Annotated in this window: 28 protein-coding genes and 1 tRNA gene; 11 read left to right on the top strand and 18 right to left on the bottom strand. The window is 57.3% G+C overall.

The window, feature by feature from the left end; translation table 11 throughout:
- The first annotated feature begins 38 nt into the window (after positions 1 to 38).
- Both J3P75_RS14960 and J3P75_RS14955 read left to right on the top strand, forming a co-directional pair.
- Positions 39 to 1,796 carry a terminase ATPase subunit family protein gene (locus J3P75_RS14960; RefSeq protein ID WP_434711307.1) on the top strand — a complete coding sequence of 586 codons (1,758 nt, stop codon included), beginning with the start codon at positions 39 to 41 and terminating at the stop codon, positions 1,794 to 1,796.
- An 11-nt stretch (positions 1,797 to 1,807) separates the two neighbouring features.
- Entirely contained in the window at positions 1,808 to 2,818 is a 1,011-nt protein-coding gene (locus J3P75_RS14955; RefSeq protein WP_434711305.1) for a phage portal protein, read from the top strand.
- A gap of 25 nt (positions 2,819 to 2,843) precedes the next feature.
- Here the strand turns inward: J3P75_RS14955 and J3P75_RS14950 are convergent, their stop codons facing one another.
- The 3 genes from J3P75_RS14950 to J3P75_RS14940 all read right to left on the bottom strand — a co-directional run bounded on the left by J3P75_RS14950 (position 2,844) and on the right by J3P75_RS14940 (position 5,968).
- Positions 2,844 to 3,233 (bottom strand): hypothetical protein, encoded by a 390-nt coding sequence (locus J3P75_RS14950; RefSeq protein ID WP_434707232.1) that lies wholly within the window; start codon positions 3,231 to 3,233, stop codon positions 2,844 to 2,846.
- Between the two features lie 130 nt (positions 3,234 to 3,363).
- The gene (locus J3P75_RS14945) at positions 3,364 to 3,873 is read right to left on the bottom strand and encodes a hypothetical protein (RefSeq protein WP_434707231.1); all 510 of its coding nucleotides are present in this window, start codon (positions 3,871 to 3,873) and stop codon (positions 3,364 to 3,366) included.
- A 1,090-nt stretch (positions 3,874 to 4,963) separates the two neighbouring features.
- Positions 4,964 to 5,968, bottom strand: coding sequence for a hypothetical protein (locus J3P75_RS14940; protein WP_434707230.1), 1,005 nt, complete (start codon positions 5,966 to 5,968; stop codon positions 4,964 to 4,966).
- Positions 5,969 to 6,460: 492 nt separating this feature from the next.
- Between J3P75_RS14940 and J3P75_RS14935 the strand changes: the two genes are divergently transcribed.
- A tRNA-Leu gene (locus J3P75_RS14935) sits at positions 6,461 to 6,547 on the top strand.
- Positions 6,548 to 6,613: 66 nt separating this feature from the next.
- On the opposite strand, the gene J3P75_RS14930 is transcribed toward J3P75_RS14935, so the two are convergent.
- The 8 genes from J3P75_RS14930 to J3P75_RS14895 all read right to left on the bottom strand — a co-directional run bounded on the left by J3P75_RS14930 (position 6,614) and on the right by J3P75_RS14895 (position 12,558).
- A complete protein-coding gene (locus J3P75_RS14930; protein WP_434707229.1) occupies positions 6,614 to 6,772 on the bottom strand; it encodes a hypothetical protein in 159 nt (52 codons plus the stop codon).
- 268 nt (positions 6,773 to 7,040) lie between these two features.
- A complete protein-coding gene (locus J3P75_RS14925) occupies positions 7,041 to 7,271 on the bottom strand; it encodes a hypothetical protein (RefSeq protein WP_186529111.1) in 231 nt (76 codons plus the stop codon).
- Positions 7,272 to 7,389: 118 nt separating this feature from the next.
- Positions 7,390 to 7,620 carry a hypothetical protein gene (locus tag J3P75_RS14920; protein WP_090283254.1) on the bottom strand — a complete coding sequence of 77 codons (231 nt, stop codon included), beginning with the start codon at positions 7,618 to 7,620 and terminating at the stop codon, positions 7,390 to 7,392.
- A gap of 102 nt (positions 7,621 to 7,722) precedes the next feature.
- A complete protein-coding gene (locus tag J3P75_RS14915) occupies positions 7,723 to 8,760 on the bottom strand; it encodes a DNA topoisomerase IB (RefSeq protein WP_434707228.1) in 1,038 nt (345 codons plus the stop codon).
- Between the two features lie 70 nt (positions 8,761 to 8,830).
- On the bottom strand, positions 8,831 to 9,910 hold the full coding sequence (modC, locus tag J3P75_RS14910; RefSeq protein ID WP_434707227.1) for a molybdenum ABC transporter ATP-binding protein: 1,080 nt from the start codon (positions 9,908 to 9,910) through the stop codon (positions 8,831 to 8,833).
- A 3-nt stretch (positions 9,911 to 9,913) separates the two neighbouring features.
- Positions 9,914 to 10,594, bottom strand: a complete 681-nt coding sequence (gene modB / locus J3P75_RS14905) for a molybdate ABC transporter permease subunit (protein ID WP_434707226.1) — start codon at positions 10,592 to 10,594, stop codon at positions 9,914 to 9,916.
- Positions 10,595 to 11,362 carry a molybdate ABC transporter substrate-binding protein gene (gene modA / locus J3P75_RS14900; protein ID WP_434707225.1) on the bottom strand — a complete coding sequence of 256 codons (768 nt, stop codon included), beginning with the start codon at positions 11,360 to 11,362 and terminating at the stop codon, positions 10,595 to 10,597.
- Positions 11,363 to 11,493: 131 nt separating this feature from the next.
- Entirely contained in the window at positions 11,494 to 12,558 is a 1,065-nt protein-coding gene (locus J3P75_RS14895; protein ID WP_434707224.1) for an NAD(P)H-dependent flavin oxidoreductase, read from the bottom strand.
- A gap of 260 nt (positions 12,559 to 12,818) precedes the next feature.
- Here J3P75_RS14895 and acuI point away from each other — a divergent pair, with 260 nt between their 5' ends.
- Entirely contained in the window at positions 12,819 to 13,802 is a 984-nt protein-coding gene (acuI, locus tag J3P75_RS14890) for an acrylyl-CoA reductase (NADPH) (protein ID WP_434707223.1), read from the top strand.
- Positions 13,803 to 13,821: 19 nt separating this feature from the next.
- Here acuI and ada read toward each other — a convergent pair whose 3' ends face one another.
- The 4 genes from ada to J3P75_RS14870 form a co-directional block, all read right to left on the bottom strand.
- Complete coding sequence (gene ada, locus J3P75_RS14885) at positions 13,822 to 14,889, bottom strand: bifunctional DNA-binding transcriptional regulator/O6-methylguanine-DNA methyltransferase Ada (protein ID WP_434707222.1); 1,068 nt, start codon at positions 14,887 to 14,889, stop codon at positions 13,822 to 13,824.
- A gap of 81 nt (positions 14,890 to 14,970) precedes the next feature.
- Entirely contained in the window at positions 14,971 to 15,642 is a 672-nt protein-coding gene (gene alkB / locus J3P75_RS14880; protein ID WP_434707221.1) for a DNA oxidative demethylase AlkB, read from the bottom strand.
- A gap of 8 nt (positions 15,643 to 15,650) precedes the next feature.
- Entirely contained in the window at positions 15,651 to 15,815 is a 165-nt protein-coding gene (locus J3P75_RS14875) for a hypothetical protein (protein ID WP_203422154.1), read from the bottom strand.
- Between the two features lie 30 nt (positions 15,816 to 15,845).
- Entirely contained in the window at positions 15,846 to 16,148 is a 303-nt protein-coding gene (locus J3P75_RS14870) for a DUF1883 domain-containing protein (RefSeq protein WP_007912251.1), read from the bottom strand.
- A gap of 210 nt (positions 16,149 to 16,358) precedes the next feature.
- Between J3P75_RS14870 and J3P75_RS14865 the strand changes: the two genes are divergently transcribed.
- A complete protein-coding gene (locus J3P75_RS14865) occupies positions 16,359 to 16,715 on the top strand; it encodes a hypothetical protein (protein ID WP_203417816.1) in 357 nt (118 codons plus the stop codon).
- Positions 16,716 to 16,786: 71 nt separating this feature from the next.
- Complete coding sequence (locus J3P75_RS14860; protein WP_090283265.1) at positions 16,787 to 17,017, top strand: hypothetical protein; 231 nt, start codon at positions 16,787 to 16,789, stop codon at positions 17,015 to 17,017.
- A gap of 3 nt (positions 17,018 to 17,020) precedes the next feature.
- Here J3P75_RS14860 and J3P75_RS14855 read toward each other — a convergent pair whose 3' ends face one another.
- Positions 17,021 to 17,308 carry a hypothetical protein gene (locus J3P75_RS14855; protein WP_434598389.1) on the bottom strand — a complete coding sequence of 96 codons (288 nt, stop codon included), beginning with the start codon at positions 17,306 to 17,308 and terminating at the stop codon, positions 17,021 to 17,023.
- Between the two features lie 137 nt (positions 17,309 to 17,445).
- Positions 17,446 to 17,631, bottom strand: coding sequence for a hypothetical protein (locus J3P75_RS14850; protein ID WP_090283267.1), 186 nt, complete (start codon positions 17,629 to 17,631; stop codon positions 17,446 to 17,448).
- A gap of 256 nt (positions 17,632 to 17,887) precedes the next feature.
- On the opposite strand from J3P75_RS14850, the gene galU reads away from it, so the two are divergent.
- Together galU and gorA are read left to right on the top strand one after the other, a co-directional pair.
- Positions 17,888 to 18,727, top strand: coding sequence for a UTP--glucose-1-phosphate uridylyltransferase GalU (gene galU / locus J3P75_RS14845; protein ID WP_053120371.1), 840 nt, complete (start codon positions 17,888 to 17,890; stop codon positions 18,725 to 18,727).
- A 128-nt stretch (positions 18,728 to 18,855) separates the two neighbouring features.
- Positions 18,856 to 20,214, top strand: coding sequence for a glutathione-disulfide reductase (gorA, locus tag J3P75_RS14840; RefSeq protein ID WP_434707220.1), 1,359 nt, complete (start codon positions 18,856 to 18,858; stop codon positions 20,212 to 20,214).
- Here gorA and J3P75_RS14835 read toward each other — a convergent pair.
- On the bottom strand, positions 20,211 to 21,218 hold the full coding sequence (locus J3P75_RS14835) for a DNA-binding protein (protein ID WP_434707219.1): 1,008 nt from the start codon (positions 21,216 to 21,218) through the stop codon (positions 20,211 to 20,213). The genes gorA and J3P75_RS14835 overlap by 4 nt on opposite strands.
- 176 nt (positions 21,219 to 21,394) lie before the next feature.
- On the opposite strand from J3P75_RS14835, the gene J3P75_RS14830 reads away from it, so the two are divergent.
- The 3 genes from J3P75_RS14830 (at position 21,395) to ahpF (ending at position 24,720) form a co-directional block, all read left to right on the top strand.
- Positions 21,395 to 22,333 (top strand): site-specific integrase, encoded by a 939-nt coding sequence (locus J3P75_RS14830; RefSeq protein ID WP_093101773.1) that lies wholly within the window; start codon positions 21,395 to 21,397, stop codon positions 22,331 to 22,333.
- A gap of 137 nt (positions 22,334 to 22,470) precedes the next feature.
- Positions 22,471 to 23,034: an alkyl hydroperoxide reductase subunit C gene (ahpC, locus tag J3P75_RS14825; RefSeq protein ID WP_101157203.1), complete on the top strand. Its 564-nt coding sequence runs from the start codon at positions 22,471 to 22,473 to the stop codon at positions 23,032 to 23,034.
- A 123-nt stretch (positions 23,035 to 23,157) separates the two neighbouring features.
- A complete protein-coding gene (gene ahpF / locus J3P75_RS14820; RefSeq protein ID WP_434707218.1) occupies positions 23,158 to 24,720 on the top strand; it encodes an alkyl hydroperoxide reductase subunit F in 1,563 nt (520 codons plus the stop codon).
- Positions 24,721 to 24,967 lie beyond the last annotated feature (247 nt).

The raw sequence follows: 24,967 nt of genomic DNA, 5'->3' as shown, positions 1-24,967 counted from the left end.
GCTATTGAGTCTTCGGCATGGGCGGCAGCATCGCGGCCATGACTACGACCGCACTGCTGCCCATGGATCCGCGCCGCCAATCCAAGTTTCTGTATTGGATGGGGTGGCGCGTCTGGGAGATTGCCGAGGCTACGGGCGAAAAGGAAAAAACGCTACACAGCTGGAAAGCCCGAGACGAGTGGGACCGCGCCGACAATGTCGAGCGCATCGGCGGGGCGCTGGAGGCACGGTTGGTGCAACTAATCCTTAAGGAGGGGAAAAGCGGCGGCGATTTTAAAGAGATTGATTTGCTGCACCGGCAGTTGGAGCGGCAGGCGCGCATCCAGCGCTTTCAGGGCGGCGGTACCGAAACCGACCTAAATCCGAACCTGGCCAAGCGCAACGCCGAGCCGAAGAAGAAGGCCGTCAAAAACGAGATTGATGAAGACCAGATCGAGCTGCTGCGCGAGGCCTTCATTGATGGCTGTTTCGATTACCAAAAAGACTGGTACCGGGCTGGCAATCAGCGCACTCGCGTCATCCTCAAGAGCCGGCAGATCGGAGCGACTTACTACTTTGCCCGTGAGGCGTTCATTGATGCGCTGGACACCGGGCGCAACCAGATTTTCCTGTCGGCTTCGAAGAACCAAGCCTACCTGTTCCGGGGCTACATTCAGGCGTTCTGCCGCGAGATTATCGGCGTCGAGCTGACTGGCGATCCTATCGTTTTGCCCAACGGCGCCGAGCTTTTTTTCCTCGGTACCAACGCGCGTACCGCCCAAGGCTACCATGGCAATTTCTACTTCGATGAATTCTTCTGGACGTTCAAGTTCGAGGAGCTGAACAAGGTCGCCTCGGGCATGGCGATGCACAAGAAGTGGCGCAAGACCTACTTTTCCACGCCATCGAGCATGGCCCATGAGGCGTACACCTTCTGGACGGGCGAGCGCTTCAACAAGGGCAAGCCCGCCGCGCAGCATACGAAGGTGGATGTGTCCCACGGCGCGCTCCAGCAGGGCCGGTTCTGTGAGGATCGATTGTGGCGGCAGATCGTCACGATTCTGGACGCGGAGCGGGGCGGTTGCGATCTGTTCGACATCGAAGAGCTGCGCCGCGAATACAGTCCCGAGGCGTTCGCCAACCTGCTGATGTGCGAGTTCGTCGACGACGGAGCGAGCATCTTTCCGCTGACCCTGTTGCAGTCGTGCATGGTGGACAGCTGGGTGGAGTGGGCCGAGGACTACAAACCTTTCGCAATGCGCCCGTTCGGCGACCGTCAGGTCTGGATCGGTTACGACCCGGCCGAGACGGGCGACTGCTCCGGCATGGTCGTGGTCGCGCCGCCGCTGGTACCGGGCGGCAAATTCCGCATCCTCGAACGCCACCAGTTCCGTGGCATGGACTTCGCCGCGCAGGCCGCGTTCATCAAAAGCGTCTGCGATCGCTACTGGGTGACCTACATCGGGATCGACGTGACAGGTCTGGGCAGCGGCGTGGCCCAGCTGGTGCGCCAGTTCTTCCCGGCGGTGACCACCTTCAGCTATTCCCCCGAAGTCAAAACACGCCTGGTACTCAAGGCTTACGACGTGATCCACAAGGGCCGGCTCGAATTCGATGCCGGCTGGACGGACATGGCCCAGTCGCTGATGGCGATCCGCAAAACCGTCACCGCCGGCGGACGCCAGTACACCTACACCGCCGGCCGCAACGACAACACCGGCCACGCCGACCTGGCCTGGGCGCTCTTTCACGCATTGCACCACGAACCGCTTGAGGGGCAGACCACTGCCAACACCGGGCGCATGGAGATTTACTGATGACCGAACAAATGGCCAACCAGACGTTGCCCGCGACCACATCCGCCACCGGCGCCGGGACTCAGGTGTTTTCCTTCGGCGAGCCGACGCCGGTGCTGGGTGGTCGGGAGGTTTTCGACTATCTGGAGTGCTGGTTCAACGGGCGGTGGTATGAGCCTCCGCTGTCGCTGGATGGGCTGGCCCGGTCGGTGGGGGCGAGCGTGCATTTGCATTCGGGTTTGATGTTCAAGCGCAACCTGTTGAGCAAGACGTTTATCCCGCATCCGCTGTTATCACGGGCTTCGTTTGAGCAGTTTGCGTTGGACTTCTTGTGCTTGGGCAATGGTTACCTTGAAGGGCGGCGTTCGCGGTTGGGTGGAGTGCGCAAACTGGAGACGCCGTTGGCCAAGTACATGCGTGCGGGGCCGGATGGGCAGTTTTACCAGGTACGCGGGTGGAAGGATGAGCATGCGTTTGAGCCGGACAGCATTTTTCACCTGCGTGAGGCGGATCTGCACCAGGAGATTTATGGGTTGCCGGAGTGGATCAGCGCTTTGCAGTCGGCGTTGTTGAATGAGTCGGCGACCTTGTTTCGGCGCAAGTATTACGAGAACGGAAGTCATGCCGGGTTCATCCTTTACATGACTGATGCGGCGCAGACCGAGGCGGACATTGATGCATTGCGCAAGGCGTTGAAGGAATCGAAGGGGCCTGGCAACTTCCGCAACCTGTTCGTCTACTCGCCGACCGGCAAGAAGGACGGGATTCAGTTGATCCCCGTCAGCGAGGTGGCGGCGAAGGATGAGTTTAACTCGATCAAGAATCAGACACGGGATGACGTGCTGGCTAGCCTGCGCATTCCACCGCAGCTGATGGGCATTGTGCCGCAGAACGCGGGTGGGTTCGGGTCGATTCGGGAGGCGGCGCAGATCTATACAGCCAATGAGCTGGAGCCGATACAGGCGAGAATGGCCCAGTTGAATGGCTGGTTGGACGAAGATGTTATGCGGTTCAAGCCATATAATCTGGACCCGGTCATTTAGACCGGGACGCAGTTTTCGGTCAATATCAATCGTCAAAAACGACATCGCGTTGGTCGATCATTCCGTCATTGGAAATTGATATCTGGAATCGTTTAAAAAGGGTAAAAAATTCCACAATAGGCATCTCAAATCGGATTTTACGGACTTTAAGCGGTTCGCCTGAATAAACAGCCGCTTTAACGTTCTCGTAGCCTTCGTATTCTGTTGCCAGAATGGTTACGTCAATATCAGTGACTTGGCTCTTTCCCGCCAATTCAGTTGAGTACGTTTCTATACCTACGAGAGACTCACCCTCCTTTAGCAGCCCTTTGTTTGCAAGATATTTGTGGATGGTATTGACGTCATGGTGGTCAGCCGCAGCAGTTCCTTTGAAATCGTTGTATTGGACGCTTGCGTGAAAGTTTTCCTTGCCCATGTATGCTACTCCTATTTTTTCTTTGTTGGTATTGCGTGATCGAGCACAAATTCAATTTTTGGTCGCTGTGCATCGGTGTTTGGCTTAGGTTTTTGCTCTTCCTTTGGACTGTCTTTTTTATCACTCATCGCTACGCTCCTTTGGTGGCTAAAATCAAAAAGTAAATAATCAGTGAGGCTGAGAGAAGATACGCTGATGCGGATATTTCTTTGTAGGCACTAAGTAGGAGCTCTGTCTTTTTATCCAGTTGTTTTCTGGCTATTTGCTGAGCTTCTTGGCAAGTTTTAGCCATTTGATAATACGATGTAATAAGATCTTCTTTCTCAATTATTTGAGTGGTCAGGTCGTCTATTGCAACCCGAGGGCTTCTAGATAATTGGATGCTGCGAAATAATCTGGCACAGGCTGAAAATAATGCAATGTAAGTTAGTACTGAAAGAGTTATAAATATATAGCTAAGCATGCCGGACACGGGGAATATCTTGGTGGACGCTGCGTTGTTCAAAGCTGTGTAACCCACGATGGTGATGCTGAGTATGCTAAGGAATCTTCCTGCCTTCTCTTCGAGCTTTTTGAATCGATCAAGCTCTTCATTTAACGCTTGTCGAGATAAGTCGTAAAGAAACTTATATCTTTCCATTAGTGCGGCTCTTATTGCGCGACGTTTTTTTGCTAAATTATTAGTTCTTTTTTAAATTTTTTCTGAAAAAAATTTTGAGCAATCTAGTTTATGGCTTTTTGCTATCCTCTTCGAGCCTACGTTATCTGTATCAGAAAATCACCCCTAGAAGCGTCCCCAAAAAATTCTCGCACCAATATGGCTCGTAAAATGACTGGCTGGGTGAGTGCCAACTTCGCGCGCACCGTCGTCCCCCCACCTCGCCTGCGGGCTAAATGGGTCTTTTTTTCCGCAGTCCTGCACTTGGCCAAGCGCCCCCACAGCCGGGCGCTGTAGTGGTGGCGTCGAAGGTCAAAAAGCCCGCGGATCCCTGCGAAGGGTGGATGTCTGACAGGGGACCTGGCGAAGCGGAAGGCAGGTAGACGAAACCTTCCGATGCGGGTTTTTCAGGAACGCCATCGGAGAAAAGTAATGTGGTAATTCGCATATCTGGCCACCGGCGAAAGCCCCGTATTCATTAGCTTTGCTCGCCTACTTCGAAAAGTAACTTTGAGTAATGAAAAAGGTAATGTGGCTGTAAGTGGTTGAATTAAAAGGAATTAATAAAAACGAATATTACTTCCTTAAAAGGTAATTACCTTACTTCTACATTACTCAAAAATTACTTCATGCTCATCCTTTGCAGCCCAGTGAAATCAAGGCTTTCAGCCAGCTTGACCGCTCGGCTTACCAAAATTACCTTTTTCCGATGCCTCTCTCGAAAAAGGAACATTGCCTATCAGGCGGTACAGCCGATCACCTCGCCACTCACTCAAGCAGATGACGAACAGACATTCGTGCGCAGCCGTTTTACCCGCGACAAAAACGTTTGTGGGAAGTGCTTGGGATTGGAGCGACAGGTGTGTGTGCCGACGATACGAGAGGTATGTCGCTTGTCCCGCCTGGGGAAAAAGAAATGGGGTGATACGAAAATGGTACGCGCGATTCTTGATGATGCAGGAGGCTACGGATTTAGCGGTCTACAGGATTAGCCATTCCAATCAATCATCGGATCGCATAGAAATCCGAAACAGTGCCGATGGACTGAGGTCATTCGGCACCGAACCTATACTTAACCCTCAGACGGTAATCGGACCTGCCGATACTGAAGCGGAAGATTCAACTGGTGGGTTAAATATTTGAGATATCGCTCATCTTCGGCACTCAGGTTCGTCCGTCCAACTGCTACCAGACGGATTGCTTTTTCTGAGGGTTCATCCCAGTAATATGCGTATTCGAGCAGTTGCCCTATTGCCAAGCGAAGGACTCTGCGGGTACAAAAATCTGACTTGACCTCGAAAAGAATTTTTTCCGTTGCAGTCGTTACGGTTACATCGATGAAATTTTCTTCAAAGACGATGCTCGAATCTGGGTACTCAATCTTCAACTCCTCATGTAGAGCTGCCTGCATCATCCCGTGCTCCGGGGAGCATTCTCGCCCCGAACCTCCGCTGTTAAAATAGCTATCTTGAATGGGGGGGGAAGTTTGACCTACCCTGGCTGGGCGGCGTGTTCGCACGTCTTCTGGCAGGAATTCTTCATCATTTAGCTCAACTAGCTGATAGCGGTTGTATTGTTGCACTGGGTCTCCGGCTGCAGCAAAAGTGTTGGGTGGAAACCACTCAACATCTTCAGGGCGGAACCGGACATTCAACACGTAAGGAGCCCATTCACCATTTCCCAAGCCACTTCTATTGCCATTTACGGCATCTATTTCTTTCAACATGCGGTCGTACCAGCCCATCCGCTTGTAATGATCCAGGGCAGCGACGCCTTGAGCATCATCTAGGAACTCGATATGGCGAATACGGGCTACATAACGGCGGCCATGAGGTGCGAGGGTATAGAGCACGACATCACCGGCACGTTCACCCTTGGCTAGCCGCGACTCCCAGCCTTTGTTGACGCCCTGAAGAAAGCCATATTGCCAACCGCCAATTTGCCATTCAAATCGAAAAAGCCACTCTTCATGGCCATAACCATGGTGTGAGTAAAACGTTTCAGGTGCTTCAGCCGCGCTCCTGGTGGGGTATTGCCAATTAGATGCGTTATCGCAGATCCGCGTGATATAGCTCATTACAGTCCTTGTCGTTGAGTTGAGGCGAAACGCCATCAGCCAGCATGGCAAAAAGGATAATTCAATCCAAGCGATTTCGGGGGCGGGAGAGTCATGGCAAAAAATGGAGGGGGTATGGTTTGGACAAGCGAAAATCGTTCCGCAACCCCAAAGCTCGGCCTTGAAAGGCGTGGTCTGGCGCCCGAATAAAATCAGTAGCTTGCGGAACGCATCACGTGCTAACCTATTGATCTACTTAGCTTTGTAGCGTGGATTGCAAATCCACCTACGCCGGTTCGATTCCGACCTCGGCCTCCACTTTGAACAAGCTCCGTAGATCCATGATTTACGGAGCTTTTTTATTTGCATTGCGCTGCAAGATTCAGTCTTGAAATACAGCCATTGCAAACTTGCTTCAACGGGAAGTGATGTATATATTTCCCGCACTGCTTCAAGGGCTGGATCCTGTCAGGATTGCTGCTCTGATGCAGGCAACAGCAGCACCGCGCTACCGCCCGAATGGCGAAACTGGTAGACGCATGGGACTTAAAATCCCCCGCTCGTAAGGGCGTGCCGGTTCGATTCCGGCTTCGGGCACCATGAATATGAAGGGCCTGCATGAGATATCTCATGCAGGCCCTTTTTTTTGCTTCGCAGTTACCAGGTTCAGCGCGAATTCATCTCTTTGCTGAGTCGAGTGGACTTTACCCTGCGCCTGCGCATCCAGCTCGCGAGTGCATGTAGCGGATGCAGAACGGCCGCAAGCGCGCCCACAACCAGGATTGAAAAAAGCGTGATCAGCGCGAGGCCTTCGTGCGAGAACATGGTGGGTTACTCCTGTAGTCACTATGCTGGAACCCGCAGGCTAGACGCTTTCGTTGATATTTGCGGTGAACGTATGTTCATCTTTTTCCGGCTGGATTGTGCTACGGGAAAATCGCGTGGGGGCTGGCGGGGTAAAAAGCGATGTCGGCTTTTGACTGGCGGGAAACCGGTCAAGACGGGAAAACAATCCTCACACGCAAGCGAACTGGCGGTGACTGCAGCGTCACCGCTCGTGCAGTTAACCTCGCGTCCGCTTGTTCAATCGCGGTCATCTGAACCTGGGCAATGGTCGATCGATGGGTTTCAACGTCGATAGCGTATTGCGAATCAACGGAGCATCCTTTTCGATGTCGTTGAGCCGGTCGCGGATGCGCAGGGCGGTTGGGTGGCCGCCTTGATGATCGACCCAGTCGGCGATTTCCTTGCAGGCGGCTGCGAGCCGGGCCTGGCGAGCGTCGAGCAGGGTGAGGAGGGTGGTGATGGACTCTTTTTCGGACATGGAACACCTCCGTTCTATCTAAGCTGAATGGCAGCAAAAAGCCCGCGCTGGCGAGCCTCATGCCGTGGGGGTGCTGCTCCCTCAGCTGGTTTGAGTATAGACCCGCTTTTGATCGATATCAGGCGCAGGGCCGGCGGGCAACTGACGGGGCGCTGGCTGCGTTCAGCCGCTGACATTCATTTTCCGCGTCGTACTCTTTGTCGTAGCCATCGCCGATGAAGCCGCCTGTGCGCGTGTCGCGGATTCGAAACCAGCTTTGCGCTTCAGCGGGATCTTGCTGACTGTCCCCGGCGCGGCGGCCGTGGATAATGATTTTGGTGCAACGCTGCACGACGAAAATGTCTTCCATGGCGCCACCGCACTGATTCGTGTCACAACAACTATAGAAGCCTGTAGCGATTGCGCAAAAAATAGACAGTTCAGAGCATCGGCTGCCAGCTCAAGTCAGACATCAACTGGCGTCCGCCACCTCGATCATTTGTTCAAGAAACATCGCCAGCGCCACTTCCTCGGTCCGTAAGCCTTTGCGCACGCGCGGTTTCGGCAGTTCGGCAAGGGCGCCGCGCATGAATTTTTCCACCACGCCGGGATGGATGTAGCACTTGCGGCACACCGCCGGGGTGTTGCCCAGTTGCTTGGCGACGTTTTTCACCATCTCCACCACGTGCCGTTTTGCCTCGGCTTCGGACTCCCATTGCAGTTCCCGCAATGTCGACAGCGCCAAAGCGCTGCCGGCCCAGGTGCGGTAATCCTTGGCGGTGAAATCGGCACCGGTGAGGGTTTTCAAGTAGGCGTTGACGTCTGACGAGGTGACGGAGTGGCGTTCGCCGTTTTCGTCCAGATACTGAAACAGGTTCTGCCCGGGTATCTCCAGGCAGCGCTTGATGATGCGCGCCAGCCGTCGGTCCTTGACGGTGATCTGGTGTTCAATGCCGCTCTTGCCGCGAAACTGGAACAGGATGGCACTGCCATTGACCTCGACGTGGCGGCTGCGCAGAGTGGTCAGGCCGTAAGAACGGTTGTCGCGGGCATACTGCGTGTTGCCGACCCGAATCAGCGTAGCGTCGAGCAAGGTGATGACGGTGGCCATGACTTTGTCGCGACTGAAGCCGGGCGCCGCCAGCAGCGCTTCCAGTTGCTTGCGCAGCTTTGGCAACGCCAGACCGAAATCGCGCAGCCGCGAATACTTGTCGGCATCGCGCACCTCACGCCAGCGTGCATGGTAACGATACTGTTTGCGGCCGCGCGCATCGCGGCCGGTGGCTTGCAGATGACCGCACGGGTCCGGACAGATCCACACATTGGTATACGCCGGAGGGACGGCGAGGGCGTTGATCCGTTTGATTTCATCCGGGTCGGTGATGCGTTGTCCCGACGGTGAGAAGTAGCAGAACTTACCGCGCAGTTTCTTGCGAGTGATACCGGGCTGGGAGTCATCGACGTAATGCAGATCGGATGGCAGTGCAGCAGTCAGCTCGGTGTCGGGCATGGCAAGGTCCTTGGGTGGCAGCGGTCAGTAAAGTCATTGACCGCACGCCATTGCCGTCGTGCCAAATGATTCAGGCCAGGACCGCGACCGCTTTGATCTGCGCCCACAACCGCTGGCCCGGATGCACACGCAATTGGTCTCTGGAATAGCGGGTGATCCGTGCGAGCAACGGCGTGCCGCCGGCATCCAGGCGAATCAGCACGTGCGCGGCGTTGTCGGCTGCTTGCTCGCCGATCACCGTGACGGGCAGTCGATTGAGAATGCTGCTGGATTCGCTGTCATGCAGCGCCAGGCTGATGTCCCGCGCATGCACCTTGCAGCGCAGCGTCTGGCCGATATTCATCGGCGCATGCGTGACGCGAATGCTCATTTCGGTAGCCGGCAGTTGCAGACTCAGCAATTGATACTGCGCATCGTAGGCGCTGACCTGGCCTTCGATGATCACGCCAGCGTCATCGCCCAGCGCCATTGGCAAGTCCAGCCGTGCGAGGGTTGCGCCGATCGGGCCGCTGGCCAACACCTTGCCTTCGCTGAGCAACACCAGATGATCGGCCAGCCGCGCCACTTCGTCCTGGGCATGGCTGACGTACAGCACCGGAATGTCCAGTTCGTCGTGCAGGCGCTGCAGATAAGGCACGATTTCGTTTTTGCGCTGGCTGTCGAGAGCGGCCAGCGGTTCGTCCATCAGCAACAATTTCGGACTGGTGAGCAAAGCGCGGGCGATGCCGACACGCTGCCGCTCGCCGCCGGACAAATGCTCTGGGTGGCGTTCCAGCAGATGCGCGATGCCCAGCAGTTCGGTGGCTTGCGTTATCTCGACCTGACGCTGTGATTTGTTAATACGTTTGAGGCCGAACTGCAAATTGGCCATGACCGACAGATGCGCAAACAGGCTCGCTTCCTGGAATACATAGCCGATTGCTCGCTTGTGCGGCGGGACGAAAATGCCGTTTTCGCTGTCTTGCCAGACCTCGCCGTTAACCTCAACAAAGCCTTGCCCGGCGCGTTCGAGTCCAGCGATACAACGCAGACAGCTGGTCTTGCCTGAGCCTGAAGGTCCATAAAGCGCGGTCACGCCGCGTCCCGGCACATGCAAGTCGACATCGAGGCTGAACCCCGGCCAGACGGTTCTCAAATGAGCATCGATCATCATTCAACTCCAGCCCGCGCGGGTCTTGCGGCTGGAATACAGCGCCAGCAACACCAGGAACGAAAATATCAGCATTGCCCCGGCCAGCCAGTGGGCCTGTGCGTATTCCAAGGCTTCGACGTGGTCGTAGATCTGCACGGAAACCACACGGGTCTTGTCGGGAATATTGCCACCGATCATCAACACCACGCCAAATTCACCGACGGTATGAGCAAAGCCGAGGATCGCGGCGGTGACGAAACCGGGGCGGGCCAATGGCATCGTCACGCTGAAAAACGTGTCCCAGGGACCGGCGCGAAGAGTAGCGGCGACTTCGAGTGGACGTTGGCCAATGGCGGAAAAGGCGTTTTGCAACGGTTGCACCACGAACGGCATGGAATAAATCACTGAACCGATCACCAGTCCCGTGAAGCTGAAAGTCAGCGTGCCCAGGCCCAGCCATTGGGTGAATTGGCCGAGAAAGCCGTTCGGGCCCATCATCAGCAACAAGTAAAAACCGATGACGGTGGGCGGCAGGACCAGCGGCAGGGCGACGATCGCCCCGATCGGGCCACGCAGCCATGAGCGGGTGCGCGACAACCACAGGGCAATCGGTGTGCCGATCACCAGCAGGATCGCCGTGGTCACCGACGCCAGTTTCAGGGTCAGCCAGATCGCGGCGAAATCGTCACTGGTCAGCGCCATTTACAGTTGATAACCGTAGGATTTGATCACCGCAGCGGCTTTCGCGCCTTTGAGGTATTCGACCAGTGCCTTGGCGGCGGGATTGTCTTTGCCTTTGTTCAGTATCACGGCGTCCTGTTTGATCGGATCATGCATCTCGGCCGGCACGACCCATGCCGAACCGCTGCTGACTTTACCGTCCTTGTAGATCTGCGACAGGGCGACAAAACCCAGTTCGGCGTTGCCGGTCGAAACGAATTGATAAGCCTGTGTGATGTTTTGTCCCTCAACCAGCTTGGCTTGGGTAGCTTCGGTCAGTTTGAGTTTGGCCAGTACCTGGGTGGCCGCCAGGCCGTAGGGCGCAGCTTTCGGATTAGCGATGGACAGATGCTGGTACTGGTTTTTCTGTAAAACTTCGCCAGCGTCATCGACATAACCTGCTTTCGCCGACCACAGCGCCAGGGTACCGATCGCATAAGTGAAGCGCGAACCTTTGACGGTGTCGCCTTCTTTCTCGAGCTTTTGTGGGGTGCTGTCGTCGGCGGCAAGGAACACTTCGAACGGCGCGCCGTTTTTGATTTGCGTATAGAACTGGCCAGTGGCGCCGTAGGCTGCAATCAGTCTATGGCCGGTGTCTTTTTCGAAGTCGGCGGCGATGGCCTGGATCGGCGCGGTGAAATTCGCGGCCACTGCCACTTGTACTTCATCGGCCAAAGCGCCACTGCTGGCGAATACAGCGATCAGAGACGCCAGGCAGGCAGGGACAAATCGTGAGGCACGCAGGGTCATGCAACAGCTCCGTGGTTGGCGTGTAAGCCGGGCAGCACTGTCAGGTGAGGCTGCTTCGCGGCAAGTGTGCTTTCGCTATATACGGAAATATATAGCGAAAGCAGGCCAAACAGGAAATGTTCTGTGCCACGTCAACGATGCTTGAGTTTCGCCAGTGCGCCTTCGGCCAACTGCCGGGTCAGTTCAGCACTGTCTGTATCCTTGCCCAGCGTGAACGCCTGACCGGCCCATAGGTTGGCGAACTGTTCCTCTTTCACCGCGCGCAAAGGCATCAATGCCCCGCCAGCCAGGGGGAACGCCGGGGCTTGAGCCGACATCGGGCCGAGTTCGCGCATCACCCGGTTGAGAATGCCCCTTGCTGGCCGCCCGGTAAAAAGGTTGGTGATCGCGGTTTCGCTTTCCTTGGCGGTGCGCAGCGCCTTGTGGTGGCTGGCGCTGATTTTCGCTTCGGTCGTAAACAGATAAGCGGTGCCGACCTGTACGGCTGAGGCGCCGAGCATGAATGCTGCCGCCACGCCGCGCGCATCGGCAATGGCGCCTGCGGCAATCACCGGAATTTTTACCGCATCGACCACCTGTGGCACCAAGGCAAACGTGCCGACCTGACTGCTCAGGTCCTCGCTTAAGAACATGCCCCGATGGCCGCCGGCCTCGTAGCCCATGGCGATGATTGCGTCGCAACCGTGCTGTTCCAGCCAGACGGCTTCATCAACCGTAGTGGCCGAAGAAAGGATTTTTGCACCGGTAGCCTTGACCCGCTCCAGCAGGGATTTCTCCGGCAGGCCGAAATGGAAACTCACCACCTCGGGCCGGAACTCTTCCAGCACTTCGCAGGCCGCCGCATCGAAAGGTGCACGGTTGGACACCGGCGTCGGTGCGTCGAAATCGACGCCCAATTCGCGGTAGTACGGCTCCAACAGGCTTTTCCATTCGCGCGCGCGCTGCTCATCGGCTGTCGGTGGCTGATGACAGAAGAAATTGACGTTGAATGGCTTGCTCGTGTGTTGGCGAATGGTTTTCAGTTCTTCGCGCAATTGCTCGGTACTCAGCATTGCCGCCGGCATTGATCCCAATCCACCCGCATTGCATACGGCGATCACCATGGACGAATTCGTCGCGCCGGCCATCGGCCCCTGGATGATCGGTAATTCGATGCCGAGCAAATCTACGATGCGAGTGTCTGGCCATGGGCTCATGAAGCTGTTCTCCGAACGAGGAAGCGGGCAGGGACGGCAGAAGCGGTTTGTAACAGCAAACGCGCGTTTCGAGCCAGTCCGAAATTGAGAACAACCCATGCAGTTTTTCAGCGCCGAAAGACCCCGCCACTTGTCCTGCGTGCGCAGCTGCGCCTTCTCCTGAGGCAGATTCGCTGTTTGGCCCATGGTCGAATGCGGCAATGTGTTTCGATGTGCTATTAAACGGCACGACATTCTGAAAACAGTCATGCGAGGCAGTCATGTTCAACGCCATTGTGATCGACAAAGACGACAGCGGTTACCGCGCCAATCTGCGGCAACTTGACGAAGCGCAATTGCCTGAGGGAGACGTTTCGGTAGCTGTCGCCTATAGCACGCTGAACTTCAAGGACGGTCTGGCGATTACCGGCAGCAGCCCGGTGGTGCGCAAGTTTCCGATGGTGCCGGGAATCGATCTGGTCGGTACCGTGGAGCACAGCTCTCATCCGGATTACCAGGTCGGCGACCAGGTGCTGCTCAATGGCTGGGGCGTTGGCGAAAATCATTGGGGCGGTCTGGCACAAAAGGCGCGGCTCAATGGCGACTGGCTGATTCCTTTGCCCAAGGCTTTTACGTCGGCGCAGGCCATGGCGGTTGGTACGGCCGGTTACACCGCGATGCTGTGTATTTTGGCGCTCGAACGCAATGGTGTGACGCCAGCCCAGGGTGAGGTGCTGGTCACCGGCGCCAATGGCGGTGTTGGCAGCTTCGCGATCGCGCTGTTGAGCAAACTCGGTTATCGCGTGGTGGCGTCCACCGGGCGAGTGTCGGAGCATGAATATCTGCGGCGATTGGGCGCCAGCGAAATCATCGACCGCGCGACGCTGTCCGAACCGGGCAAGCCGTTGGCCAAGGAGCGCTGGGCCGCCGTGATCGATTCCGTCGGCAGTCACACCTTGGCCAACGCCTGCGCCAGCACTCGCGCCGAAGGCACCGTCGCCGCCTGTGGTCTGGCGCAAGGCATGGATTTCCCGGCATCGGTGGCGCCGTTCATCTTGCGCGGGGTGACGCTTGCCGGCGTCAACAGCGTGACCCAACCGAAAGCGCGACGTTTGCAAGCGTGGGAGCGGCTGGCCGAGGATCTGGATTTCTCGCTACTGAGCTTGATCAGCCATGAGATCGGCCTGAGTGAGGCCATCGCCGCCGCGCCGCAGTTGCTGGCGGGGCAACTGCGCGGACGCGTTGTGGTTGACGTCAATCGCTGACTTGAACGAGCGCCGGACGCTAAGGCTGGGTTTCCCGCTCAAGCAAGTGCAGTTTGCGCTCAACGCCCCAGCGATAGCCTGACAGGTTGCCATCGCTGCGCACCACACGGTGGCAAGGGATCGCCACCGCCAGCCGGTTGGCCCCGCAAGCCTGCGCCACCGCGCGCATCGATGTTGGCGCGCCGATGCGTTGGGCGATCTGCGCGTAACTGGCCGTCTGCCCCGGCGGTATCTCACGCAGCGCTTGCCATACGCGCTCCTGAAACGCAGTGCCGCGCACATCAAGCGGCAAGTCCAGGCCGATCGCTGGCGCTTCGACAAACCCCACGACCTGGGCGATGAGTTGCTCGAACCCGGTATCGGCGCCGATCAGGTTGGCCAGACGGAACTGATCCTGCAGATCACACACCAGACGATGTGGATCGTCGCCCAACAGAATCGCACATACTCCGCGATCGCTTTGCGCAACCAGAATCGCCCCGAGCGAGCATTGGCCGACGGCGAAGCGGATATCCATGTTCTTGCCGGCGGCGCGGTAATCGCCGGGTTTCATACCGAGCAATTGATCGGCTGATTCATAGAAGCGGCTATTGGAATTGAATCCAGCGTCATATAGCGCTTCAGTCACCGATCCAGCTTTTGCCAGGTGTTGACGCAACTTGCGCGAGCGGTGCGCGGCGGCGTAGCCCTTGGGCGTCAAACCGGTTACGGCTTTGAAGATGCGGTGGAAATGAAATGGGCTCAGGCCAGCGGTCTGGGCCAGGTCGCTGAGCGCCGGCACTGTCTCGGCGGCCTCGATGTGGCGGCAGGCGATGGCGATAGCCTTGGCATGCTGCGCGGCGATGTGGCTCTGATCCATGCCGGCGCGTTTGCTGGCTCGGTAACCGGCGGCCTCGGCCTGTTCAGCGGTGTCGAAAAACTCGACGTTCTGCGGCTTCGGCAGGCGCGAGAGGCTGCTCGGCCGGCAATAGACGCCCGTGGTCTTTACCGCATAGACGAATTGCCCGTCCGCTGTCGGGTCGCGGGCCACCACTGCGGCCCAGCGCGGATCGGTTTCGATGCTGATGGTGTTGGCTAGCGTGTCCATAGGGGGGTAATCCGTTGACCTGTTTGATTCAGGTTAACTGGCGTCGATTGCCTCGACACTCCGGGCCTTGCGGTCAAACTTTCACGCGCTGCCGGCGACGCGAAAGGTGAGGTTGATGCGACGTTCGCCCAGGCGCGGATGATAGCCTGGCTTGATCGGCAATACGCCGTGGAATCGCAAGCGGTCAACGCCGCCCCAGATCACCATGTCGCCATGCAGCAGCGGGATGCGCTGGCACTTGTCACTGCGTTCAAAGCCGCCGAACAGAAACATCGCCGGCAAGCCCAGCGACAACGAAACGATCGGCGCGGCGTAGGCTTTTTCATCCTTGTCCTGATGCAAAGACATTTTTGCGCCAGAGACATATTGGTTGATCAGGCAGGAATCGGCCGCAAAATCAGTGAATCCGGCTTGCTCTGCGGCGGTGCGCGCCAGATCAGTGAATCCCGCGGGTAATGCAGGCCAGGCCAGACCGCTAAGCGGATCGACGCTTGAATAGCGATAACCCCTGCGATCGGTGATCCAGCCCAGGCGTCCGCAACTGCTGGTGCCGACCGACATGCTGAAACCGCCGGGGGTGACCATATGGCGGAGCGGGGCGGCCGCAAGCACCGTGTCCAGCTCCGACAGCAGCCGATCAATCTGTGACAAGGCAAACCCGCGCAACACCCACGATTGCTCGCCGATCTGCTCGGCCCGGGCTTGCTGGACGGGCTCGTGGTCGGCGAACAGGTCAAACATGGTCGGTTGCATGGTGTCGATTACAGCGCTTTGCTGACCTTGATGTCACTGACTTCTTCGTTTGTGTGCATTTTTTCAAGGGCCGCTTTCGCTTCCTCTTCAGTGCCGTTTTCAAGCTCAGCGAACTCGAAAAGTTGCTTCCCGTCGAGCTTGTACTTGATGACGTATTTGATCTTCTGCGCCACGGTCATGTTTCCTTTTCTGGTAAGCGTTTATCAACTGAGTTTGGTGCTGGAGCGACGAATGATCTTGATCGAATGGGTCAGCGTCGGCTTGCGCGTCACGCTGATTGCGCGGCGGTTGACGGTGTCGATGGTGATGTTCCAGAAACCGGTGCTCGGCGCGGTGATGCGGGCCGGGAACGTATCGAAGGCACCGCCGTGATAAGTGTGGCGGCCGCCATTTTTGAAACTGCGGAAGTTGGCGTCGTTCATCAAACGGATGTTGCACATTTGCGAGCACTGAATGACGACAATGTCGTCTTCGTTGAGGTGTTCGCGCTGGTGAATGAATTTCATGGGCGCCTCCAGAAGGGCTTTTGCTACAAAATCAAAACGATAGCTTGTCGATGAGCGCAGTTTATCAGCCCGCACGGGTTATTATCTGGCCGTCGGGCATCGGTTTGACAATTTTCAACAGATATTCGCAATCGGATGCGGGTTAAATGCAAAAGGCGTCGGAGAAAAACAGCGTTTGTGCTGTCGGACGGTCTTTAACGGAGGTTTTGTATGAAGTGGGGTGTGGTGTGTCTGCCGTTGATATTGGCGGTCGGTGGTTGTGCGAACGTTTCCGAGATCAATGAAACGCTGCCGACCATGAGCGTAATCTCCGGCAAGAAGCCCCAGGAATATGCTGAGTGTCTGGCCGAAAAGCTGGCCGACAGCCGCGGCGCGCTGCAAGTGCAGCCGCACAAGGAAGGCGTGCGAGTGATCGTGCCGGGCAAACTTTCCACCGGTGCGGCGGCCGTCTTCGATATCGAGGATCGCTCCGGCGGCAGCAGCATCAAATTGCACGAGCGCATGTCGAATGTGCCAGTGCGTCCGCATGATGTGCAAAAAGCCGCCAACGCCTGTATTTCCGGCTGATAGACTTGTCGTCGTCAGCACCGATGCCGTCGCAGTGATGCTGTGACGGCATTGTCATTTCTGGAGTCGCGATGAAGCGAGAGCACGTTCGGGAGCGCCATGCAGAGGGCCTTATCTCTGCCACCCATGTCATTCAGAACCCGGCCAATCCGGGCGAATGGATCGTGTTTTTCAAGAAAAGCGCCGGTCGCAGTTATTTTCTGGTGGACGAAAACGACGAAGTCGAATCGTTCAGCCGTCTCGACGATTTGATCGAAGTTGTCCGTGGACTCGGGATCAAATTCGCCGAAATTCATATGTAGCGGTTATTTGCACACCACGATGACGCTGCGGTTTTTGTAGTTGCCGACATCCACGCCCAAGGTCTTGTCATCCTCTGTGGGAGCGGGCGTGCCGTCTGTACCGACGATGCGATAACCGGTGCCGGCGCACGATGCATCGGCCTTTTCGTAGCACATTGCCCAGGAGTTGGCTTCGCCGGAGCAATCGATCGCCAGGCCTTGTTCGCCGTTGTTCAGGTAGGCGGGGCGCGAGGTGGCGCACCCGGCCAGGGTCAATACTGCGATGATGGTAAGCAGGTTTTTCAGGGTCATGTTCAGGTCTTCAGCAAGGGGGGCTAGACGCTCTGACAGCGCCGCGTCGAAAAGGTTATAGCGATTGGCCACTTGTTTGTCCGCAGGCATGAAAAAGCCCTGCGCGATGGCAGGGCTTGATAGTTGTGGCGCGGCCGTCAGTCCTGATCCTTGCCGCGGCGCTTGGCCGATGCTGGCGTGTCGGTAAACACTGCCGCCACATCGGTGGCCATTTGTTCGCTGTCGAAAGGCCCGGCAATGTGCTCACCATTCGTGGTGGTCAGCGTCCACTTGCCGTCTTTCTTGTCGATCACATACCCGTTGACGATTTTTACCGCAGCCATCTATCTGTCTCGTTCGCTGGTTCAAAGTCGCCATGATACCGGCAAATGCGCACATTGGGGGCCGATCAGGGTATGGTGATCCGGGTCGTCCGGTTCTTGAGCTACGCTGAATACGCTGCTGAAAATCTGGATGGAACTATCGGCACGAATATTTCTCTATCTTGGCATCGGTTAGCCAGTGCGGGGCATTGTAAGGTGCACGCCGCCTGATTAGACTGCGCCGAAACTCGTACACACAGCCTTTTCAAGGACTTATATGATCAAGAAATGCTTGTTCCCAGCAGCCGGTTACGGTACTCGCTTCCTGCCAGCGACTAAAGCCATGCCTAAAGAAATGCTGCCGGTGGTAAACAAGCCACTGATCCAGTACGGCGTTGAAGAAGCGCTGGACGCTGGTCTGACGGAAATCTCCATCGTGACCGGCCGTGGCAAACGTGCTCTGGAAGACCACTTCGACATCAGTTACGAGCTGGAAAACCAGATCAAAGGTACCGACAAAGAGAAATACCTGGTCGGTATCCGCAAGCTGCTCGACGAGTGCTCGTTCTCCTACACCCGTCAGACTGAAATGAAAGGCCTGGGTCACGCGATCCTGACCGGTCGCCCGCTGATCGGTGACGAGCCGTTCGCCGTGGTACTGGCGGATGACCTTTGCGTGAACCTTGACGGCGACGGCGTGCTGACCCAGATGGTCAAGCTGTACAAGCAATTCCGCTGCTCGATCATTGCCATCCAGGAAGTCGACCCGCAGGAAACCAGCAAGTACGGTGTCATCGCCGGCGAAATGATCCGCGACGACATTTACCGCGTACACAGCATGGTCGAGAAGCCAAAGCCGGAAGACGCGCCGTCGAACCTGGCGATCATCGGTCGCTACATTCTGACGCCGGACATCTTCGATCTGATCGAACAGACCGAGCCAGGCAAGGGTGGCGAAATCCAGATCACCGACGCCCTGATGAAGCAGGCCCAGAACGGCTGTGTGATGGCTTACAAGTTCAAAGGCAAGCGTTTCGACTGCGGTGGCGCCGAAGGCTACATCGAAGCGACCAACTTCTGCTTCGAGAACTTCTACAAGACTGGCAAGGCTTACTAAGAGCGCTTGACTGGTCTGCAAGAAAAACCCGCTTCGGCGGGTTTTTTCGTTTTGCGCCCCCATATCAGCGGCAACGCTTGCCCAATCAGCGTCTGCGGGTATGCTGAGCGCCTGCCCAGGAGATAGAAATGGCCTACGATTTTGATCTGTATGTGATTGGTGCCGGTTCCGGCGGTGTGCGTGCTGCGCGTTTTGCAGCCGGTTTCGGTGCGAAAGTGGCGGTGGCCGAGAGCCGTTATCTAGGTGGCACCTGCGTCAACGTTGGCTGTGTGCCGAAAAAGCTGTTGGTGTACGGCGCGCACTTCGCCGAAGACTTCGAACAGGCGTCGGGTTTCGGCTGGAACCTCGGTGAAGCGAATTTCGACTGGGCGACGCTGATTGCCAACAAGGATCGCGAGATCAATCGCCTCAACGGCATTTATCGCAATCTGCTGGTCAACAGCGGCGTGACGCTGCACGAAGCGCACGCAAAAATCGTCGGCCCTCATGAAGTCGAAGTGAAGGGTGAGCGCTTCACTGCTAAAAATATTCTGATCGCCACCGGCGGCTGGCCACAGATTCCAGAGATTCCCGGCAGCGAACATGCTATTGGCTCCAATGAGGCGTTTTTCCTCAAAGAGCTACCCAAGCGTGTATTGGTCGTTGGTGGCGGTTACATCGCAGTCGAGTTCGCGGGGATTTTCCATGGCCTTGGCGCGAACACCACGCTGTTGTATCGCGGCGATCTGTTCCTGCGCGGTTTCGATGGCGCGGTGCGCAAACATTTGCAGGAAGAGTTGACCAAACGCGGCATGGATCTGCAGTTCAACGCTGACATCGCGCGGATCGACAAGCAGGCTGACGGCAGTCTGAAGGCCACGCTGAAGGACGGTCGCGTGCTCGAAGCCGATTGTGTGTTCTACGCCACGGGCCGTCGTCCGATGCTCGACAATCTGGGCCTGGAAAACACCGGTGTGCAGCTGGATGACAAAGGCTTCATCAAGGTCGACGACGAATATCAAACTACTGAGCCGTCGATTCTGGCGCTCGGTGATGTGATCGGTCGTGTGCAACTGACGCCGGTGGCGCTGGCGGAAGGCATGGCCGTGGCGCGGCGCCTGTTCAAGCCGGAGCATTACCGTCCGGTGGATTACAAGATGATTCCGACGGCGGTGTTCAGCCTGCCGAATATCGGCACGGTCGGCTTGACCGAAGAGCAGGCGCGCGAAGCAGGGCATGAGGTGGTGATTTTCGAAAGCCGCTTCCGGCCGATGAAGCTGACGTTGACCGAGTGTCAGGAGAAGACCCTGATGAAGCTGGTCGTCGATGGCAAGACCGATAAGGTTCTCGGTTGCCACATGGTGGGTCCGGATGCCGGCGAAATCGTCCAGGGGCTGGCCATCGCGTTGAAGGCTGGCGCGACCAAGCGCGACTTCGACGACACGATCGGGGTGCACCCGACGGCCGCCGAAGAGTTTGTCACCATGCGTACGCCGGTCAGCGCTTAGGCGCCTTTCGGTTCTGGCGCTGCCGCAACGGCAGCCGCCAGACGCTGGCTTTCTTCCAGGCTGGCCTGAGCTTTGGTCAATTCCTTTTCCAGTGACTGGTTGAGCTGCGTTTGCTCCTCGACGCTCTGCTTGAGTGCCTGGCTCTCCAGTGAGGCGACGCGCAGCCGTTCCTGGAGGAGGGTGCGTTCGCTGTCGACGCGCGTGGCTTGTTCGAGCAACTGATCCTGGCGCAGATTGCTCTGCTTGAGCTGATCCTGCAGCAGACTCAGCTCGCGCTGGGTGCCACGGTTTTCGGTGAGCAGGCGCTCGTTGTCGCGGTGCAGCTGAGTGATCTCGTCCTGACGCATCAGCGCGCTTTGTTGTGCCTGACGCAGCTCGGCCTGAATCTGCTGCACCTGACCTTCGTGACGGCTCTGTTCCTGCTCGCGTTGTTCCTTGCTGGCGTTGCGGTAGTGCTCCAACGCATCGCGGGCGTGCAAGTGCTTTTCTTCCAGCGAGCGGATCTGCTCGTCCTTGTCCTGCAAGCGTAATTCAAAATCGGCCAAAGCCTGATTGAGGCCGGCGTTACGCGTCTGCTCGGTTTGCAGCATCGAGCGTGTGCTGTTCAGCGCTTCAGATTCGCGTTCCAGTGCAGCGCCTTGAATGTCGTGCTCGTGCTCGAGCTTTTCCAGTGCCTGACGTGTCTGCGCAAGCTCTGTTTCCAGTGCTTCACGCTGTACCTCGAACTGTTCGCGGGCCTGCTCGATGGGCTCCTGTGCCTGCTCTTTCAGGCGCTGCGCAAGGCGCGAGACGAGGGCGGCCAGTTCATCATCGATCGGCTCAGCGGAGGCTTCAGCCGGTTGTGCGCCGTCATCCAGCTCTTTCAGATAGCGGTGGATTGTGGTTTTTGAGCCAGTGTTGCCCATTTCGATGCGTACTGCGTCGATGCTCGGGTGTTCGCCACGGGCCAGAATTGCGGTGCGCGCGATTTGCACCAGGGCTTTGGTAATGCCGCCACGGGCCATGTGAACTCCTACGGTTACGTACTGTGGTACATGCCACTCATAAGCCTAGTGTACCATGCTGGGATAAAAGTGAAATCCATCGTGAATTACAGGCGGGATATTCTGGTATTACCCAATGTCACACGGCAAAATACGCGCCTGTCTCTTCAAACCAGTACGCCAGCGAGAAAAAGCCCATGAGCGATCTGGATCGCTATCTGCAAGCCGCCACCCGCGATAACACCCGCCGCAGCTATCGCGCGGCCATCGAGCATTTCGAAGTGAAGTGGGGCGGGTTTCTGCCGGCGACCGCAGACAGCGTTGCGCGCTATCTGGTCGCTCACGCTTCTGAGCTGTCGATCAACACCTTGAAGCTGCGCTTGTCGGCGCTGGCGCAGTGGCATAACAGTCAGGGCTTCGCCGACCCGACCAAGGCACCGGTGGTGCGCAAGGTGTTCAAGGGTATTCGCGCGTTGCATCCGGCGCAGGAGAAACAAGCCGAGCCGTTGCAGTTGCAGGACTTGCAGCGGGTCATCGATTGGCTTGAGCAGGAGGGACAAACCGCGCGCGAGCAACAGGATCGCCCGGCGTTGCTCAAGGCGTACCGCGATCGCGCGTTGATCCTCTTGGGATTCTGGCGTGGCTTTCGCAGCGATGAGCTGTGCCGCCTGCAGATCGAGCATGTGCAAGCGCACGCCGGCAAAGGCATCACCTTGTATCTGCCGCGCAGCAAGGGTGATCGGGAAAACCTCGGGCAGACCTATCAAGCCCCGGCGCTGCTCAAGCTGTGTCCGGTGCAGGCCTATATCGACTGGATCACCGAGGCGGCGCTGGTGCGCGGGCCGGTGTTTCGCAGTATCGATCGCTGGGGCAACCTGAACGAGGCGGGGCTGCACGCCAACAGCATCATTCCGTTGCTGCGCCAGGCGCTACAGCGCGCCGGGATCGCCGCCGAGGGTTACACCAGTCACTCGCTGCGGCGCGGCTTCGCCACTTGGGCCCATCAGGCGGGTTGGGACCTGAAGTCGCTGATGAGTTACGTCGGCTGGAAAGACATGAAATCGGCGATGCGCTATGTTGAAGTCAGCCCATTCCAGGGAATGGCTCGGATTATGGATAAGCCGGATCAAGCGTAGAGATCGTTTTCTTCTATTAATACAGTCAGCTAATAGCGAAAACAAATCAGCAGCATCAGGTTTGCCAATGAGCGTTCCGTCGAGTGAGTGGGTAGGATTCACCCATCAACTTCATAACCCCTGACGGAGAGTCATCGATGCCTATCATCAACAGCCAAGTAAAACCGTTCAATGCTACCGCATTCAAAAACGGCGACTTCGTTCAAGTCTCGGACGCTGACTTGAAAGGCAAGTGGTCCGTGGTGTTCTTCTACCCAGCCGACTTCACCTTCGTTTGCCCAACCGAACTGGAAGACCTGGCCGACAACTACGCTGAGTTCAAGAAGCTGGGCGTAGAGATCTACAGCGTGTCCACCGACACTCATTTTGCCCACGCTGCCTGGCACAACACTTCGCCAGCCATCGGCAAAATCGAATACACCATGATCGGTGACCCGACCCACGTCATCTCCCGCAACTTCGACGTGCTGATCGAAGAAGCTGGCCTGGCTGACCGTGGCACCTTCGTGATCAACCCTGAAGGCCAGATCAAAATCGTTGAACTGAACGATGGCGGCGTTGGCCGTGACGCTTCCGAGCTGCTGCGCAAGATCAAGGCTGCTCAGTACGTCGCTGCACACCCAGGCGAAGTTTGCCCGGCCAAGTGGAAAGAAGGCGAGGCCACTCTGGCTCCGTCCCTGGACCTGGTCGGCAAGATCTAAGTCTGTGACACGCAACGCAGGGCGGCACGCCGCACCTTTCTAGTTAGCTGCACCGCCCAATAAAAATGCCCGGGCGAGATTCGCTCGGGCTTTTTTTCGCCTCAAATAAAGGAAATCGCCCGTATGTTGGACGCCAATCTTAAAGCCCAGTTGAAATCGTACCTGGAACGGGTCACCCAGCCGATCGAGATCGTTGCATCCCTCGACGACGGTGCGAAATCCCGTGAAATGCACGACCTGCTGAAAGACGTTGCCAGTCTTTCCAGCCAGATTACTTTGATCGACAACGGTGACGATGCACGCAAGCCATCGTTTTCGATCAACCGCCCAGGCGCCGACATCAGTCTGCGTTTCGCCGGTATTCCGATGGGCCACGAATTCACCTCGCTGGTGCTGGCCCTGTTGCAAGTCGGCGGTCACCCGTCGAAAGCCAGTGTTGAAGTGATCGAGCAGATCCGCTCGCTCAAAGGCGAGTTCAGCTTCGAGACTTACTTCTCGCTGTCTTGCCAGAACTGCCCGGACGTGGTCCAGGCGTTGAACCTGATGGCCGTGCTCAACCCGAACATCCGCCACGTCGCCATCGACGGCGCGTTGTTCCAGGACGAAGTCAACGATCGCAAGATCATGGCCGTGCCGAGCATCTACCTCAACGGTGAGAACTTCGGTCAGGGCCGCATGGGCCTGGAAGAGATCCTCGCCAAACTCGACACCGGCGCCATTGAGCGTCAGGCCGAGAAAATCAATGCCAAAGACGCTTTCGACGTACTGGTCGTCGGCGGTGGCCCGGCTGGTGCTTCGGCAGCGATCTATGCGGCGCGTAAAGGCATTCGCACTGGCGTTGCGGCGGAGCGTTTCGGCGGTCAGGTGCTCGACACCATGGCTATCGAGAACTTCATTTCCGTACAGGAAACCGAAGGGCCGAAGCTGGCGACCGCGCTGGAAGAACACGTCAAGCAATACGACGTCGACATCATGAACCTGCAACGCGCCGACCAGCTCATCCCTGGCAAGAACGGCGAGCTGCATGAAGTCCGCTTCGCCAGCGGCGCAAGCCTCAAAGCCAAGAGTGTGATCCTGGCGACCGGTGCGCGCTGGCGCGAAATGAACGTGCCGGGCGAGCAGGAATACCGCAACAAAGGCGTGGCGTACTGCCCGCATTGCGACGGTCCACTGTTCAAAGGCAAGCGTGTCGCGGTGATTGGCGGCGGTAACTCCGGCGTTGAAGCAGCCATCGACCTGGCGGGCATCGTCTCGCACGTCACGTTGCTGGAGTTCGACGTCCAGCTGCGCGCCGATGCCGTGTTGCAGCGCAAGCTGCACAGCTTGCCGAACGTCACCGTGATCACCAGTGCGCAAACCACTGAAGTCACCGGTAACGGCGAGAAGGTCAACGGTCTGCGCTACAAGGATCGTACGACCGACGAGTTGCGCACGGTCGAGCTGGAAGGCATCTTCGTGCAGATCGGTCTGCTGCCCAACACCGATTGGCTCAAAGGCACCATCGAGCTGTCGCCGCGTGGCGAGATCATTGTCGATAACCGTGGCGAGACTTCCATCCCGGGGATCTTCGCTGCCGGTGACGTGACCACCGTGCCGTACAAGCAGATCGTGATTGCGGTAGGCGAGGGCGCCAAGGCTTCGCTGAGTGCTTTTGATCACCTGATCCGCACCTCGGCGCCGGCATAACAGCCTGGCCGGAAATAAAAAAACCCGTGAGTGATCACGGGTTTTTTATTGTGCGTAAAAAGCGGCCCCTCATCGGAACGCCGCCGGCCCAGCCCTCTCCCGAGGGAGAGGGAGCCGATCGAGGTGTCTGGCGTTGTGCATCGACCTGAAAAAACCGGCCGATCATGAATTCAACGCCAATCGTTCAGGTCGGCGTAACTCTCCAATATCCCCCAATCAGTCCCCTCTCCCTTTGGGAGAGGGTTAG

This window comes from Pseudomonas sp. R1-1 (genome assembly GCF_051132135.1).
Taxonomy (GTDB): Bacteria; Pseudomonadota; Gammaproteobacteria; order Pseudomonadales; family Pseudomonadaceae; genus Aquipseudomonas.
This window is presented reverse-complemented; position numbering and strand designations above follow the sequence as displayed.